This window comes from Mycobacterium sp. ELW1 (assembly GCF_008329905.1).
In the GTDB taxonomy this organism is placed as follows: Bacteria; Actinomycetota; Actinomycetes; order Mycobacteriales; family Mycobacteriaceae; genus Mycobacterium.
Genome location: NZ_CP032155.1, coordinates 4,529,906 through 4,545,395 on the forward strand (window position 1 = coordinate 4,529,906; position 15,490 = coordinate 4,545,395).

Sequence of the window (15,490 nt, forward strand, 5' to 3'; positions counted from 1 at the left end):
ACTCGCATCGGTTGCCAACCCTCTCGTCTTGAGCGCCACCACTCCAGCATTATGTACCCATGCCGACGACGACTACCGAACTCGAACCTTCACGCAGCCCGAGCCAGCTGCCTGCCTACCGCGCCGCGCTGATGCTCATCGGCATCGGGGTCGGCCACTTCCTGGCCCCCAAGCCCTTCGACGAGATCGTGCCCGCGGAGCTCCCGGGTGACGCACGGTTCTACACCTACGCCTCCGGGGTGGCCGAGGTCGGCATCGGGACCATGCTGCTGGTGCCGCGGACTCGCCGCGCTGCCGCGCTGTTCGCGATCGCGTTGTACCTCGCGGTGTTCCCGGCCAACGTGAACATGGTTCGGTTGTGGCGCGACAAGCCGCTGCCGATGAAGCTGGTGGCGCTGGCCCGGTTGCCGCTGCAGGTGCCGATGATCACCCAGGCGTTGGCCATCAGGCGCAACGCTCCGCGCTACTAGCTTCGGCGAGCAGCGCCACCAATTCCTGTGGGCCGGAAAGGTTTTCCGGCATCACGGTGACCCCTGCACGCACGTAGTGGAAGGCCGCCCGGACGTCGGACTCCGGGCAGTTCTTGATGGCCGCCCACGCCAGGCGGTAGACCGCGAGCTGGACGGCGGCGTGCCTTTTGGCGTCGTCGTCGGCGGGCGGTTCGCCGGTCTTCCAGTCGACGACGGTCATCTTGCCGTCGGCATCGGCGAACACCGCGTCGATGCGGCCGCGCACCACCGTGTCACCGATCGCCATCTCGAACGGCACCTCCACGTCGACCGGAGTACGGGCCGCCCACTGCGATTTCGTGAATGCGTCCTGCAGAGCGGCCAGCTCCGCGGTCTCGGTGGCCGCGCCGTCGACCGCTCCCGGCAGGTCGTCGAGGTCGAAAAGGCGTTCGGCGCCGTAGAAGCGCTGCACCCATTCGTGGAACGCGGTGCCCCGGATCGCGTGCGGATCCGGCCGCGACGGCAACCGGCGGGTCAGCCGGCGTAGCGCCGCAGGATCGCGGTCGAGTTCCACCAGTGCGCTGACCGACAGCTGCCCGGGCAGTTGTACCGGCGGCGGTGCGGCGATCCGGGCCCGTTCGGCCAGCAGGGCGTCGACGTCGGCTGTCCAGTTCTCCGGGTCCTCGCCGCTGTCCGGGATCGCCCCGGCCAGCGCCGACCGGACCAGCGCGGCGCCCTGTTCGATGTCGGGGCGGGTCCGGCCGAGCGGATCGGCGGGCCAGACCGCTTCACGGATGCTGTCGCGCAACGGGTTCCGTTCACCGTCGGCCGGCTCCGGGGCCCACTGGTCCACCATGCCGCATGGCTGCCCCGCCGCGTCGGCGGCGTCGATGATGTCCTTGACCTCACGCAGGAAGTCCGACGGCCCGCGCGGCGTGCTTTCCGTGGAACCCCAGTGGTGCCCGGACAGCAGCAGGGTGTCCTCGGCTCGCGTGATCGCGACGTAGAGCAGTCGGCGTTCCTCATCGAGGCGGCGCTGCTCGAGCTGCTTCTTGTGGGCCATGATGCTGTCGGACAAGGCTTTTCGGTGGTTGACGTGTTCGGTGTCCAGCACCGGCACGCCATGCAGCCCGGCGGCGGCCCGATCCCCGCGCAGCAGCGGCGGCAGGTCGGCCGGGTCGGAGAGCCAGGTCCGCTTGGACGCGGTGGACGGAAACACCCGCGCGGACAGGTGCGGGACCGCCACCACCTGCCATTCGAGTCCCTTGGCGGCGTGCACGGTCAGCACCTGCACGCGCCCGGTGGCCACACCGACCTCTGCGGGGGCCAGACCGTTCTCGACGACCGCGGCCGCATCGAGGTAGGCCAACAGCCCGTTGATGCATGCCCCGGGCCGGGTCGCATAGTCGGCGACCACGTCGGCGAACCGATCGAGGTGTTCGGCACCGGCCCAGCCCGCGGCGACGGGCCGGGCGGCCCGCACCTCCACGTCGACGCCGAGGACGCGCCGCACCTCGCCGACGAGTTCGGTGACCGGGTGGCCCAATAGTGTTCGCAGTCGGGCCAATTCACCAGCGAGCTCGGCGATGCGACGGTGCCCTTCGGCCGAGTACGCGGTGGCCGGACCCGGGTCGGCCAGCGCGTCGGCCAGGCTCGCGGTGTCGGCGTCGGGTGCGGCCGAGGCGATGATCTGCTCAGCGGTGACGGCCGCCTGCCGAGCCCCGTCGATCGCCATGGCCCGCCGCCACAGCGCGGCGAGGTCGGCAGCGCCGAGCTGCCAGCGCGGACCCGTCAGCACCCGCATCGCCGCCGCGCCGGCGGCCGGATCGGCGACCAACCGCACCATCGCCGCCAGATCGGCGACCTCCGGGATCGACAGCAGACCGGCCAGACCGACGACTTCGACAGGTACCCCGCGGGCGCTGAGCGCCTCGGCGATCGGTCCGGCGTCGGCGTTGCGCCGCACCAGCACCGCGGCGGTCGGCGGCTCACTGTTGTCTGCCGCCGCCTCGGCATACCGCGCCGCGATGTGGTCGGCGACCCACTCACGCTCGGTGGCCACATCAGTGAGCAGCGCGCAGCGCACCGTGCCGGCCTCGGCACCGGGGCGGGCCCGCAGCGCCCGGACCGCGACCGAGCGGCGGCGCGCTTCGGCGGAGATCTCGTTGGCGATGTGCAGCGTGGTCGGCGGGTTGCGCCAGCTGGTCCGCAGTTCGAGTGTGGGCGCCGGAGAGCCGTCGGCTTGCGGGAAGTCGGTGGTGAACCGCGGCAGGTTGGTCGCCGACGCGCCACGCCAACCGTAGATCGACTGGATCGGATCGCCGACCGCGGTCAAGGCCAGGCCTTCGTCGGCACCGGCCCCGAACAGCGACGACAGCGCGATGCGCTGGGCGTGACCGGTGTCCTGGTATTCGTCGAGCAGCACAACGCGGTAGCGGCCGCGAAGCTGCTCCCCCACCTGCGGGCAGGTCGAGGCCAGCCGCGCCGCGGCCGACATCTGTGAACCGAAGTCCATAACCTTGTCGGCGCGCATCCGCGCGTGCAGCGCGTCGATCAGCGGTACCAGGGCGGTGCGTTCAGTCTGGGTGGCCAGCATGCTCAGCAGGAACTGGCTCGGGCCGCGATCGCGTTGATACCGCCCGGCCGGCAGGTGATGCACCAGCCGGTCGAGTTCCAGGTGGGTGTCCAGCAGCTGGTCGGTGTCGACCAGGTGCTCGGCCAGTTCGCCGGACAGCTTGAGCACCATCGCGGTGACGCCGGCCGGGTCCTTCGCGGTGTCCAACGGTCCGGGGTGGCTGCTGACCACGTCGAAAGCCAGTTGCCACAACTCGGTTTCGCTGAGCAGCCGGGCGTCGGGCTCCACCGGAAGCAACGGTCCGTACTCGCGCAGCAGTGCACCGGCGAAGGCGTGGTAGGTGCTCACCGTCGGCGCTCCCTGCGGCGCGGCGCCACCGAGGTGACCCGCCAGGCGGGCCAGCCGGGACCGCACCCGGCGCAGCAGCTGCCCGGCCGCCTTGCGGGTGAAGGTCAAGCCGAGCACCTGGCCTGGGTCGGCGAATCCGTTGGCCACCAGCCACACCACCCGCGCGGCCATGGTCTCCGTTTTGCCCGCACCGGCGCCGGCGATGACGACGAGCGGGCCCGGCGGCGCGGCGATGACCGCGGCCTGCTCGTCGGTCGGTGTCGGAAGACCAAGGGCCTCAGCAAGTTCGAAGGGGCTGTAGGTCATGACGACTCCGTTCGCGGTGCGGTGTGCGCGGGGCAGGACGGGCGCATCGGGCAGTGCGCGCAGCCGTCGTTCACTCGGGCGATGAACTGCGGGCCGGCCGTCGCGGCCGCCGCCTGTTGCACGGTCTGGCGCCACTGCGCCGTACTGTCCGCGGTGAGTGCGGACTGTTCGCGTTCGGTGGCGCCCGATGCATTCGGCTTCGCGACGTAGACCAGGCGGCCGCCGCCGGGCCGATCACCGTCGGCCAGCGCCCCGTCGGCGATGGCCAACTGGTACAGCCCGAGTTGGGCGTGGCGCTGCGCGTCGTCCTTCGTGACCGGACTCTTTCCGGTCTTGACATCGACGATCACCAGCCGACCCTCCGCGTCGCGCTCGAGCCGGTCGACGCGCCCGCGCACCCGCACCCCCGGTTGACCCTCGCCGGACTCGGCGATCACACCGTCGACCGCGACCTCGGTACCGATTTCGGTCAGCTCATGGCGGGTCGCCGAACGCCACGCCACGAACGCCTCGAGCATGGCGGCGTGCCGATCCAGTTCGTTGTCGGCGTACCACGTCGAGTCGAACGGAATTGTGCTCCAAAGCTTTTCCAGTTCGATCACCAACTGCTCCGCGCTGCTCGCCGAGTCCGCGATCAGGGCGTGCACCACCGACCCCAAGGTCGAGCGCAGGTCACGACGGCCGGCGCCGCCATGCCGTTCGGCCAACCAGCGCAGCGGGCAGTCGGCGAGCGTCTGCACGGTCGAGGGACTCAGGGTGACGGTGTGCTGGTCACCGCTCCACAGCGGTTCCACGGTGCTGACCGAGGTCATGCCGTACCACTGCGCCGGGTCCGCACCGGCCACACCGTCTGCAGCCAGCCGTGCCAATTGCTGTGCAGCGGTGGCACGTTCACCATCGGTGACGGTACCCGCCGGCGCGCACACCACCGCCCGCAGGCGGCCGACAACGGCCGACGGCGACAGCACCGGCGGAGCGACCACCGGCTGGGCGGGCCGCACGTCATCCGCGCATGCGTACCCCTCGAGCTCGGTGACGAACGGCGACGGTAGCGCCGCATCGTCACCGGCATCACTGTCGACGGCGGTGATCAGCAGCCCCCGCCGGGCGCGGCCCATCGCGGCGATGAGCAGCCTGCGTTCCTCTGCCAGCAGCGGCGCCCGCGTCGACACGTCGTCTCCCAGGCCGTCGAGCACATCGAGCAGCCGCTGCGTACCCAGCACGCCACCCCGGGGAGTGGTGTTGGGCCACAGGCCGTCCTGCACTCCGGCGATCACGACCAGGTCCCAGTCGCGGTCCAGCGCCGCATGCGGGCTCAGCACCGCGACCGTCTCCGACATCGTCCGTCCATCGACACCGGCCGGTGGAAGTTGCAGGCCCGCAACATGATCCACGAGCCCACGCAGCGACGCCCCGGCGGTGCGGGTGACGTAGTCGTCGGCGATGTCGAACAACGCGGTGATCGCGTGCAGGTTCCGGTCGGCCAGCGCGCCGTCGGTGCCGCCGCGCTCGGCCGCCGACAGCCAGCCGCGCTGCAGCCCGCTGCGCTCCCAGGCCTGCCACAGGGTGTAGCGCGGGTCGCGGTGTCCGCGATGTCCGCGGGCCGCCGCCGCCAGCACCGCACGCACCCGGTTCACCGGGCGGGCCAGCGTCGCCGGCAGATCCACCGGACCGGTGGTGAGCGCCCTGACGAGCTGCTCGCCGAATTCCCCGGAGCCTCCGCGGCGTAGCGCCCGGCGCAACTGACGCAGGGTCACCGGGTCCACCCGGCCGATCGGACCGGTCAGCAGTGCCACCGCCAGCTCGCCGGTCAGACCGTCGGCGGTCGCCGACAACACACCCAGCAAGGCTTGCGCCGCAGGCTGTTCGGCGACGGGTCCGGCCAGCTGAGCCGCATCGACCGGAACACCGGCACCGGCCAGAGCACGCGGCAACGCCGCGGCTGCAGACGGCGACCGGACGATGACGGCGAGCTGCGACCACGGCACACCGTCCACGAGATGCGCACGACGCAGCGTGTCGGCGATCAGCGCCGCCTCGGCGTGCGCCGAACCGGCGATGCGCACACTCACCGATCCGTCGTCGCCGGTCCGGCCGGCGTTGCCGTCCAGCACCCGCCACGCGCTGTTACCGGGCAGCCCGGCGGCGATCCCGCTGATCGCGCGCGCCACCGCGGGCGCGCACCGGTGCGAACGGCCGAGTTCGACCACCGGGGTGTCGGCCGCCGTCAGCACGGCCGGATCAGCGCCGCGGAAGCCGAAGACCGCCTGATTCGGGTCCCCGGCAAGCAGAGTCAGCTCCGCGCCGGCGGCCAACACCCGAACCAGCCGTGCGGCCTGCGGATCGAGGTGCTGGGCGTCATCGACGAGCAGCAACCGGATTCGGGCGCGTTCGGCGGCCAGAAGGTCAGGGTCGGATGCCAGGGCCTCCAGCGCCGCACCGACCAGTTCGGCCGCGCCGAGCGCAGGCACCGTAGCCTGTGGCGCGGCGGTGCCGACGGCCGCGCGCAACAGCATCACCTGTTCGTACTGCTGGGCGAACCGGCCCGCGGCCGCCCACTCCGGACGCCCCGACAGCCTGCCGATGCGCTGCAGGTGCTGCGGATCCACTCCCCGCTCGGCGCAGCGGGCCAACAGATCACGAAGCTCGTTGGCGAACCCGCCGGTGGTCAGCGCGGGGCGGAGGACCTCCGGCCAGCGCGACGCCGACGCGTCACCGTCCTCGACATCACCGGCCAGCAATTCGCGGATGATGCCGTCCTGCTCGGCCCCGGTGACCAGCCGCGGCGGGGGGTCACCGGCGCGGGCAGCGGCCTGCCGCAGGACCGCGAAGGCGTAACTGTGCACCGACCGGACCAGCGGCTCCCGCACCACCGCGCGGCAGGGCTCAGCGGAGCGCGCCGCGAGCAGTCGGGCGGTCAGCGCGCTGCGGGTGGCGCCCGCCAATCGGCCTGAACCCGTCAGCAGCAGAACAGATTCCGGGTCGGTCCCGGCGGTGATGTGTGCCGCCGCCGCCGCCACCAGCAGGCTGGTCTTGCCGGTGCCCGGGCCGCCGACGATACGAACCGTGCCGCGCAATTCCGGGCGCAGCACATCGGCAGGTTCGGTCGCCCGGGCCAGCAGTGCGGTGGTCATGCCAGCGATACCACCACGGCCCACCGACAGAAACGCCAAGTGGCAGCATGAGGTACGTGACCCACGATCTTCACGTCCACCGCTTCGGGCCGCCCGGACCGATCCGGATCCTGGCCATCCACGGTTTGACCGGCCACGGCCGCCGCTGGCGGGCACTCTCGGAGAACCACCTTCCGGAGTTCGCCATGGCCGCACCCGATCTGATCGGCCACGGCCGGTCGTCGTGGTCGGCCCCGTGGACCATCGATGCCAATGTCGCCGCGCTGGCGAGCCTGGTCGAGAAGGACGCCGACGGGCCGGTGCTGGTGGTGGGCCACTCCTTCGGCGGTGCGATCGCAATGCATCTGGCGGCGGCGTGCCCGGACCTGGTGTCCGGGTTGGTGCTGCTGGATCCCGCGATCGGCCTGGACGGACAGTGGATGCGCGAGATCGCCGACTCGATGCTGTCCTCCCCCGACTACCCCGACCGCGACGAGGCCCGCACCGAGAAGTTCAGCGGCTCATGGGCCGACGTGGACCCGGCCGAACTCGACGAGGACCTCGACGAGCACCTGATCGAACTGCCCAATGGGCGCTTCGGCTGGCGGATCTGCGTGCCCGCGATGATGTCGTACTGGAGTGAGCTCGCCCGCGATATCGTGCTGCCGCGCACCGGGACTCCGACGACGCTGATACGCGCACAGTGGACGGATCCGCCGTACGTGAGTCAGGAATTACTCGACGGCCTGGCAGGGCGGCTCGGCGACGATTTCACCCTGGCCGACTTCGATTGCCTGCACATGGTGCCGCACGCGAAACCGGAGGAGACCGCGAAGCTCATCCGGGATCTGCTGGAGTCGTAGCGATGGCCCCGATCACCGACGCGCAAGTCGAGCGGGTGCGCGAGCTGGTCGCGTCCATTCCGGCCGGCCGGGTCGCCACCTACGGTGACATCGCTTCGGCGGCACAGCTTTCCAGCCCGCGCATCGTCGGCTGGATCATGCGCACCGATTCCTCTGACCTGGCGTGGCATCGGGTGATCACCGCGTCCGGGCGGCCCGCCGCCCACCTGTCGACACGGCAACTCGAATTGCTGCGCACCGAAGGTGTGCTGGCCCACGACGGCCGGGTGGACTTGGCGCAGGCGCGCCACCAGTTCTAGAGAACCAGCCGGATCAACGCGGCGGTACGTGCCAACCCGGGGAACGCGGCCGCCGTCGATCGCGGATGCAGTGCATGCACGGCGAGCCGGAAGATCAACGCGCGCAACAGCATCTGCGGCCACTCCGGCAACGCATCCCACCGCTCGATCAGACCGTCGTCGGCCTCACCCCAGGCAAGTGCGTCGACGACGACCACCCCGGCCGCCCAGGACGCCGGCCGCCAGTACGGGGTGATGTCGGTGATGCCCGGTGCCGCCGTCCCGGCGAACAACACGGTGCCGTACAAGTCGCCGTGCACCAGCTGGTTGGGACTCTTGGTGGGCTTACGCAAACCGGCCAGCTGATTGATCAGCTCGACCGACCGCTCGCCGTCCGCCGACCCGGGAGCCACCAGCGCGCCGGGCGGCAGCGAATGTAGCGGGCGTTCCTCCCAGGCGGCCCGGTCGGCGGCGATGAACACGTCGACGTCGCTCCACGGAGCGACCGGCGCCTGCGTCAGAAATCTCGGCCGTTCGAGTTTGGCGGTCGCCTCGTGCAGCCGCACCCCGGCCGACACCACCTCGTCGTGGCGGGGCTCGGGGCTACCGGCGACGAATGTGTCTGCCCGCCAACCCGAGACCACGTAGCGTCCGTCGGTCGACCGCACCGGTCGTGCCAGCCGGACCCCGTCGACGAACAACGTCTCGCGTGCTTTGGCCGACCAGGCGGCCCTGGCGTGGTCGGCGATCACCGACAACACCACCTCGCCGCACTTGAAGCCGCCTTCCCAGCCCGCTCCTAGCGGTTCGGGATCGTGGCCCTTGAGACCGAACGCGGCCAGTACATGCTCAGGCGGGCGCTCATCACTCACCCCGTCAGCCACCCCGACAGCCTAAATTGTCGCGACGCAAAGTAGCCGTCAGTAGAGCACCATGTCGGGATCGATTTGCTTCGCCCAGGCCACGATGCCGCCCTGCAGGTGCATCGCATCGGCGAAACCGGCCTTCTTCACCACCGCCAGCAGCTCTGCTGAGCGAACCCCGGTCTTGCAGTACAGCACCGGGATGCGGTCGTGTGGCAACCTCGACAAGCCCTCGCCGGACTCGATCGCCGACTTCGGGATGAGCTCGGCGCCGGTGATGTGATTGATCTCCCACTCGACCGGCTCGCGGACATCGATCAACGCCAGGTTCTTCCCGGAATCGAGCAGCTCACGCAGTTCGAGCGGGGTGACGGTGGAATCCTGCGCCGCGTCGGCCGCGGCGTCGGACACCACGCCGCAGAACGACTCGTAGTCGATCAGCTCGGTGATCTTCGGGGTCTCCGGATCCTTGCGGATGGCGATCGTGCGGTACGTCATGGCCAGCGCGTCGTACATCATGAGCCGGCCCAGGAGGGTCTCCCCGATGCCGGTGATGAGCTTGATGGCCTCGGTGCCCATGATCGACGCGATCGACGCGCACAGGATCCCCAGGACACCACCCTCGGCGCAGGACGGCACCATCCCCGGTGGCGGCGGCTCGGGATAGAGGTCGCGGTAGTTCAGGCCCAGTCCGTCGGGCGCGTCCTCCCAGAACACCGAGACCTGGCCCTCGAAGCGGTAGATCGAACCCCACACGTACGGCTTGTGCGCGAGCACCGCGGCGTCGTTCACCAGATAGCGGGTGGCGAAGTTGTCGGTGCCGTCGAGGATCAGGTCGTACTGCTCGAACAGCTGCACCGCGTTGTCGGGTTCCAGCCGCTGCTCGTGCAGGCGGACGGTCACCAGCGGATTGATCTCGAGGATGGAGTCGCGCGCGCTGTCGGCCTTGGAACGGCCGATATCGGACTGGCCGTGGATGATCTGGCGCTGCAGGTTGGACTCGTCGACGACGTCGAACTCGACGATGCCGATCGTGCCGACACCGGCGGCCGCCAGGTAGAGCAGCGTCGGCGAGCCGAGTCCGCCCGCGCCGATCACCAGCACCTTGGCGTTCTTCAAGCGCTTCTGCCCGTCGACACCGAGATCGGGGATGATCAGGTGTCGGCTGTACCGCGCGACCTCGTCGCGAGTGAGCTCGGCGGCTGGCTCGACCAGCGGCGGCAACGAGGGCACCGGCACTCCTAGGATCGGCTCGGTTTGGCGCACGCCCGACCGACGTTCACCATCCATCTCAACAGCTGGCCAGAGCAACGGCAAACAGCGGTGGAGGCTTCCCGACTGTGCTCCGGTCAGGCGGTCGTCAGGCGATCGGATACGGCCAGGGGTTGAACCGGCAGGTCTTGCCGTCGGCCTTGACGTACTCCGGATCGAAGCGGGACGCATCGTCGTCGGCGGTCGAGAAGGTCTGCTGCATCATCACCGGCGCCAGCCCACCGCTGTCGGCGCAGGGCTCGTGGTGTTGGTAGCCGATGGCGTGGCCGACCTCATGGTTGATCAGGTATTGCCGGTAGGAGCCGATGTCACCCTGGAACGGCACCGCACCGCGCACCCATCGCGACTCGTTGATGAAGACCCGGGGTTGCGCGTCGGGCCCGTAGGCCGGGTTGTAGCAGGACGACTCCAGCGGGATCTCGTACCCGCAGCCTTCGCGCACCGTCATCGGCGACGTCAGCGACACCCGGAAGTCGGGCTTGACGTCCGGGGTGTCGACGCGCTGAAAGGCGAACTGCGGATTGTGAATCCAGCTCTTGGGGTTGCCCAGGGTCTCGGTGACCATGCGGGCGAATCCTTCGTCACCGCCGAACGACGCGGTGTCGACACCGTCTTCGACTTCCACGGTGTAGGTGAACGTCTTGGCGGTTCCGTCCCCGACCTTCGGCGTCGCGCCCGGCACGATGTGCCACGTCTTGGCGCCGGCCTCGGTGAACGCCCCGCCCTCGGGCAGGATCCCGGTAGGCAGGTTGGCGTCGAACTCGGTGAGCCCGCGGGGCGGCGCCCCGATGATCGCCGTGCCGCTCGACCCGATCGTCGGCGGGCCTTGCACCGGGCCCTGGGCGGTGTGCTGAGCCGCGGGCGCGGCGGTGCCGGTGATCGTTTGGTAGAGCACCACTCCGGTGACCACCACCAGAACCGGCAGGGCGTACGCGCGCCAGCCGTAGGTGGAGATGAACCGCCCCAGCCAGCTCTGTTTACGCCATTGGCGGTGCTGATCCCGATTGGATCTGGCCCGGCCCGACTCCCCCGCCAACGGGTCGCGCAACGCGCGCAGCGGCTCGCGCCACTCGTCGCGCAGCACCGGCACACGACCGCCGCCGCGGTGCCCCGGGTCGTAGGTCACCGCCCCAGGATGGCACAACAGCCGAACACGGGAGTTCCGGCGCGCCCGTGCCCGCCGGACGCAGCTACGGGCGAGTAACCCCGCCCGGGTAGTAATGTCGACCCGACGGGCTGGTAGCGCGGGGGCATGGCCACCGGCCACAGAACCAGATTGAGGACTCGATGAGCGAACTCGCCGACACGGCCGAGCGGAAGTCCGCTCGAACAGCCAGTGGCGACCGTCCCGCCGCCAGCGCCCCGCGGCGCGGGAGCCGTCTGCCGCGCGATGAGCGGCGTGGCCAGCTACTGATCGCGGCCAGCGAGGTCTTCGTCGACCGCGGCTACCACGCCGCCGGAATGGACGAGATCGCCGACCGGGCCGGTGTCAGCAAACCCGTTCTGTACCAACACTTTTCGAGCAAGCTCGAGCTCTATTTGGCCGTCCTGAACCGGCATGTCGAGAACCTGGTGTCCGGGGTTCGGCAGGCCCTGCGGACCACCACCGACAACCGCCAGCGACTGCGCGCCGCAGTACAGGCCTTCTTCGATTTCATCGAGCACGACGGCCAGGGCTACCGGCTGATCTTCGAGAACGACTACGTCACCGAGCCGCAGGTCGCCTCGCAGGTCAAGGTGGCCACCGAAGCCTGCACCGACGCGGTGTTCGATTTGATCAGCCGCGACTCCGGACTGGATCCGCATCGCGCCCGGATGATCGCGGTGGGCCTGGTGGCGATCAGCGTCGACTGCGCCCGGTACTGGCTGGATGCCGACCGCCCGGTCTCCAAGGAGACCGCGGTCGACGGGACGGTGCAGTTCGCCTGGGGCGGACTGTCACACGTCCCGCTGACGCGCTCCTAGCGGCTACGCGCCGGCAGCACCGCCGGCACCGATCCCGAACCCGACTCGCCGCACGTCAGCGACACCGATTTCGACATAGCTGATCTTGGCGGTCTGCACCAGGAAGCGGCGGCCCTTGTCGTCGCTCAGGCTCAGCACATCCGGGCCGTCCTTGGCGAACGCCGAGGTCACCAGCTCTTCGACCTCAGCGGGCGTCTGGGAGCTGGCGAACACGAGCTCACGCGGACTGTCCGTGACACCGATCTTGACCTCCACGCTGGCCCCTTCTCTCTCATCTGCGTCGTGTGCGCATCTACCCCAGGAAGGCTAGTGGACGCCGATGTCCGCGGTCGCGGCCAGCCGTTCGCGGTTAGCGAATAGGGCGTCAAGCTGCGATAACAGCATGGCAACGGACAGGCGCGCCGCGCCGTGCCGCCGCCTGGGCGTCCATAACCTTTTCCTGTGAGCGACAACAAGCGCCGGCAGCGGCTGGTCCAGTGGCCCCGCGTGGCGCTGACCGTCGGCGGCGTCCTGGTCGCCGCCACCGCGACGACGTTCGTGGTGCGGACCGGGGACGCCGCCAGCACGATCGCGGATTCGAGCACCACGCCGACCCGCACGGTGGTGGCAATCCCCGGTCCCCGGACGTCGACCCCGGCGCCGGCCCCGGTCACCGTCACCCTCCCCGGCCTGCCGGTGGAGACGCCGGTCCGGGTCACGCCGCCCAGCCCGGCCGCCGCCCCGATGGCCCAGGCGATGGTCGATCCCGCCGAGATCGTCTACACCGTGGCGGGCAATCAGCGGCCCGACGATCCGGTGACGATCACCTATGCCGACGAGGTGGGCGCCCTGCGGACCGTGGAGAACGTCTCACTGCCCTGGCGGCTGACCGTCGTCCCGACCGTGCCCGTCAACTACGTGACCGCCAGCAGCAACGGAAGTCAGCTGAACTGCTGGATCACCGATGCGCGCGGGGCCACCGTGGCCGCCGCGACCGACAACACCATCTCGGCGACCTGTAACCGCTAGGTGAGGCCGAGCTCGCCCATCCGGTCGGCGTGCGTGCGCTGCAGCCGGTCGAAGAAATCGGCGACCTGCCCGAGGCCACCCGGGCCGGCCAGCACCAGGTCGACCAATTCGTCACGCTCGGCCAGCACGTACTGGGCCTGGGTGATCGCCTCCCCGAGCAGTCGGCGCGACCACAACGCCAGACGGCTGCGCTGGCGTCCACTGCTGGTCACGGCCTTGCGAACCTCGGCGACGACGAACTGCGAGTGCCCGGTCTCGGAGAGCACCCCGCGCACCACCGCGGCCACCTCGTCGGGCAGCACGTCGGCGATCTCGAGGTAGAAGTCCGCCGCCATCGCGTCACCGACATATGTCTTGACCAGCGCCTCGAGCCAAGTGCTCGGCGTCGTCAGCCGGTGGTAGTTCTCCAGCGCCGAGGCATACCGCGTCATCGCCGGGACGACGTCGACACCGCGGGCCTCCAGCGCCTCGCGCAGCATCTCGTAATGGGCCATCTCGGCGGCGGCCATGCTCGCCATGTTGATTCGGCCGCGCAGGTCCGGAGCCATCCGGGCCTCCTCGGTGAGCCGATAGAAGGCGGCGACCTCGCCGTAAGCCAGCAGCGCGAACAACTCGTTGACGCCGGGGTGGTCGGCGGTGATCCGCGCCGGTGATTCCGAGGCGGGCTGGGGGGCCGTCATGGCCGTCACTGTAGTCCTGGCCACAGCGTCGATCCGTCCCGGAGAGCGCGACCAGCTATGATGAGGGCTGACGAACGCCGTGAGGCGTGGTCAAGGAAATGTGCGTGCATGCAGTGGGCCCGCTCCCTCAGCGCAGGGCCCGGCGAATCGGAACATCCACACGATGGCACCGACTCCATTCCGAAGTCAGAACTCGTGCGCGCGTGACAACGCATTCGAGGACCGACTACGGAAGGCACAACGCCACCACATGACCCCACTGACAATTCATCCCCAGATTTCATTCGCCCAGCTCGGAGTGCGTGACGAGATCGTCCGGGCACTGTCCGAAGAGGGCAAGGAATTCGCCTTCGCCATCCAGGAGCAGACCCTGCCGATGGCGCTGGCAGGCGACGACCTGATCGGCCAGGCCCGCACCGGCATGGGCAAGACCCTCGCCTTCGGTGTGCCGCTGCTGCACCGCATCACCACCGACACCAGCCGGCCGCTGACCGGAACTCCGCGCGCGCTGGTCGTGGTGCCGACCCGAGAGCTGTGTCTGCAGGTCCACGGCGACCTCGTCGCCGCATCGAAGTACCTCAAGGCCGATGAATCCCGCAAGCTGACCGTCACCGCCATCTACGGCGGCCGCCCGTACGAACCGCAGATCGAGGCGCTCCAAAAGGGCGTCGACGTCGTCGTCGGCACCCCGGGCCGGCTGCTCGACCTGGCCCAGCAGGGCCACCTGCAGCTCGGCGGCCTGTCGGTGCTGGTCCTCGACGAGGCCGACGAAATGCTGGACCTGGGCTTCCTGCCCGACATCGAGCGGATCCTCAAGCAGATCCCGACCGAGCGGCAGGCCATGCTGTTCTCGGCGACCATGCCGGACCCGATCATCACGCTGGCCCGCACCTTCATGAAGCAGCCCACCCACATCCGCGCCGAGGGTGTGCAGGGGGCCGCGACCCACGACACCACCGAGCAGTTCGTCTACCGCGCCCACGCACTGGACAAGGTCGAGATGGTCAGCCGCATCCTGCAGGCGGAGGGCCGCGGCGCGACGATGATCTTCACCCGGACCAAGCGGACCGCGCAAAAGGTGTCCGACGAGCTGGCCGAGCGCGGGTTCAAGGTCGGCGCCGTGCACGGCGACCTGGGCCAGATCGCCCGCGAGAAGGCGCTCAAGTCGTTCCGCAACGGCGACATCGACGTGCTGGTGGCTACCGATGTCGCAGCGCGCGGCATTGATATCGACGACATCACGCACGTGATCAACTACCAGATCCCCGAGGACGAGCAGGCCTACGTGCACCGCATCGGGCGCACCGGCCGGGCCGGCAAGACCGGCATCGCCATCACCCTGGTGGACTGGGATGAGCTGGAACGCTGGTCGATGATCGACAAGGCCCTCAAGCTGGACTGCGCCGATCCCGCCGAGACCTACTCGAACTCCCCGCACTTCTACGAGGAGCTGAACATCCCCACCGACGCCGGCGGCACGGTCGGCGCTGCGCGCAAGTCGCAGGGCGCCAAGTCCCAAAGCGCCAAGTCGCAGGACGGCACCCGGATCAGCTCCGCCGACTCCAACCGGGAGCGCCCCAGCCGCAACCGTTCTCGCCGGCGCACGCGCGGCGGCGACGGAGCCACCGGACACACGGCCACCCAGTCCGACGCCCCCGCAGACGGCGACAAGCCGGCCGAGGGTGGCGACGACAGCCCGGCCCGCAAGCGCCGTCGCCGGCGTCGTCCGCGCAACGCCGCCGAGGCCCCCGCAACCGCAGGCTGACGACC

General features: G+C 70.0%; 13 protein-coding genes. 6 read left to right on the forward strand and 7 right to left on the reverse strand.

The window, feature by feature from the left end:
• Positions 1–59 precede the first annotated feature (59 nt).
• On the forward strand, positions 60–470 hold the full coding sequence (locus D3H54_RS21550) for a DoxX family protein (protein ID WP_149381009.1): 411 nt from the start codon (positions 60–62) through the stop codon (positions 468–470).
• On the opposite strand, the gene D3H54_RS21555 is transcribed toward D3H54_RS21550, so the two are convergent.
• Both D3H54_RS21555 and D3H54_RS21560 read right to left on the reverse strand, forming a co-directional pair.
• Positions 445–3,678, reverse strand: a complete 3,234-nt coding sequence (locus tag D3H54_RS21555; RefSeq protein WP_149381011.1) for an ATP-dependent helicase — start codon at positions 3,676–3,678, stop codon at positions 445–447. The two genes, D3H54_RS21550 and D3H54_RS21555, sit on opposite strands and share 26 nt — an antisense overlap.
• Positions 3,675–6,812 (reverse strand): ATP-dependent DNA helicase, encoded by a 3,138-nt coding sequence (locus D3H54_RS21560; protein WP_149381013.1) that lies wholly within the window; start codon positions 6,810–6,812, stop codon positions 3,675–3,677. The genes D3H54_RS21555 and D3H54_RS21560 overlap by 4 nt, the downstream gene beginning before the upstream one ends.
• A gap of 56 nt (positions 6,813–6,868) precedes the next feature.
• On the opposite strand from D3H54_RS21560, the gene D3H54_RS21565 reads away from it, so the two are divergent.
• On the forward strand, positions 6,869–7,654 hold the full coding sequence (locus D3H54_RS21565) for an alpha/beta fold hydrolase (RefSeq protein ID WP_149381015.1): 786 nt from the start codon (positions 6,869–6,871) through the stop codon (positions 7,652–7,654).
• Between the two features lie 2 nt (positions 7,655–7,656).
• Positions 7,657–7,953, forward strand: a complete 297-nt coding sequence (locus D3H54_RS21570; RefSeq protein ID WP_149381017.1) for an MGMT family protein — start codon at positions 7,657–7,659, stop codon at positions 7,951–7,953.
• Here D3H54_RS21570 and D3H54_RS21575 read toward each other — a convergent pair.
• The 3 genes from D3H54_RS21575 to D3H54_RS21585 all read right to left on the reverse strand — a co-directional run bounded on the left by D3H54_RS21575 (position 7,950) and on the right by D3H54_RS21585 (position 11,193).
• A complete protein-coding gene (locus D3H54_RS21575) occupies positions 7,950–8,804 on the reverse strand; it encodes a TIGR02569 family protein (RefSeq protein WP_149383668.1) in 855 nt (284 codons plus the stop codon). The genes D3H54_RS21570 and D3H54_RS21575 overlap by 4 nt on opposite strands.
• Positions 8,805–8,852: 48 nt before the next feature.
• Entirely contained in the window at positions 8,853–10,019 is a 1,167-nt protein-coding gene (moeZ, locus tag D3H54_RS21580) for an adenylyltransferase/sulfurtransferase MoeZ (RefSeq protein ID WP_432246611.1), read from the reverse strand.
• A gap of 136 nt (positions 10,020–10,155) precedes the next feature.
• Positions 10,156–11,193 (reverse strand): DUF3152 domain-containing protein, encoded by a 1,038-nt coding sequence (locus D3H54_RS21585; protein ID WP_149381021.1) that lies wholly within the window; start codon positions 11,191–11,193, stop codon positions 10,156–10,158.
• A gap of 161 nt (positions 11,194–11,354) precedes the next feature.
• Between D3H54_RS21585 and fasR the strand changes: the two genes are divergently transcribed.
• The gene (gene fasR / locus D3H54_RS21590) at positions 11,355–12,032 is read left to right on the forward strand and encodes an HTH-type transcriptional activator FasR (protein ID WP_115316653.1); all 678 of its coding nucleotides are present in this window, start codon (positions 11,355–11,357) and stop codon (positions 12,030–12,032) included.
• Between the two features lie 3 nt (positions 12,033–12,035).
• On the opposite strand, the gene D3H54_RS21595 is transcribed toward fasR, so the two are convergent.
• Complete coding sequence (locus tag D3H54_RS21595; RefSeq protein ID WP_036340122.1) at positions 12,036–12,287, reverse strand: DUF3107 domain-containing protein; 252 nt, start codon at positions 12,285–12,287, stop codon at positions 12,036–12,038.
• 186 nt (positions 12,288–12,473) lie between these two features.
• Between D3H54_RS21595 and D3H54_RS21600 the strand changes: the two genes are divergently transcribed.
• Positions 12,474–13,040: an MmpS family transport accessory protein gene (locus D3H54_RS21600; RefSeq protein ID WP_149381023.1), complete on the forward strand. Its 567-nt coding sequence runs from the start codon at positions 12,474–12,476 to the stop codon at positions 13,038–13,040.
• Here D3H54_RS21600 and D3H54_RS21605 read toward each other — a convergent pair.
• Positions 13,037–13,720, reverse strand: a complete 684-nt coding sequence (locus D3H54_RS21605) for a ferritin-like fold-containing protein (protein ID WP_149381025.1) — start codon at positions 13,718–13,720, stop codon at positions 13,037–13,039. The genes D3H54_RS21600 and D3H54_RS21605 overlap by 4 nt on opposite strands.
• 250 nt (positions 13,721–13,970) lie before the next feature.
• Between D3H54_RS21605 and D3H54_RS21610 the strand changes: the two genes are divergently transcribed.
• On the forward strand, positions 13,971–15,485 hold the full coding sequence (locus tag D3H54_RS21610; RefSeq protein ID WP_149381027.1) for a DEAD/DEAH box helicase: 1,515 nt from the start codon (positions 13,971–13,973) through the stop codon (positions 15,483–15,485).
• Positions 15,486–15,490 lie beyond the last annotated feature (5 nt).

Bases quoted from the DNA above. Each gene is read 5' to 3' on its own strand.
- D3H54_RS21605 (WP_149381025.1), bottom strand. From the start codon at position 13,720: ATGACGGCCCCCCAGCCCGCCTCGGAATCACCGGCGCGGATCACCGCC.
- D3H54_RS21610 (WP_149381027.1), top strand. From the start codon at position 13,971: ATGACCCCACTGACAATTCATCCCCAGATTTCATTCGCCCAGCTCGGA.
- D3H54_RS21555 (WP_149381011.1), bottom strand. From the start codon at position 3,678: ATGACCTACAGCCCCTTCGAACTTGCTGAGGCCCTTGGTCTTCCGACA.
- D3H54_RS21550 (WP_149381009.1), top strand. From the start codon at position 60: ATGCCGACGACGACTACCGAACTCGAACCTTCACGCAGCCCGAGCCAG.
- D3H54_RS21570 (WP_149381017.1), top strand. From the start codon at position 7,657: ATGGCCCCGATCACCGACGCGCAAGTCGAGCGGGTGCGCGAGCTGGTC.
- fasR (WP_115316653.1), top strand. From the start codon at position 11,355: ATGAGCGAACTCGCCGACACGGCCGAGCGGAAGTCCGCTCGAACAGCC.
- D3H54_RS21560 (WP_149381013.1), bottom strand. From the start codon at position 6,812: ATGACCACCGCACTGCTGGCCCGGGCGACCGAACCTGCCGATGTGCTG.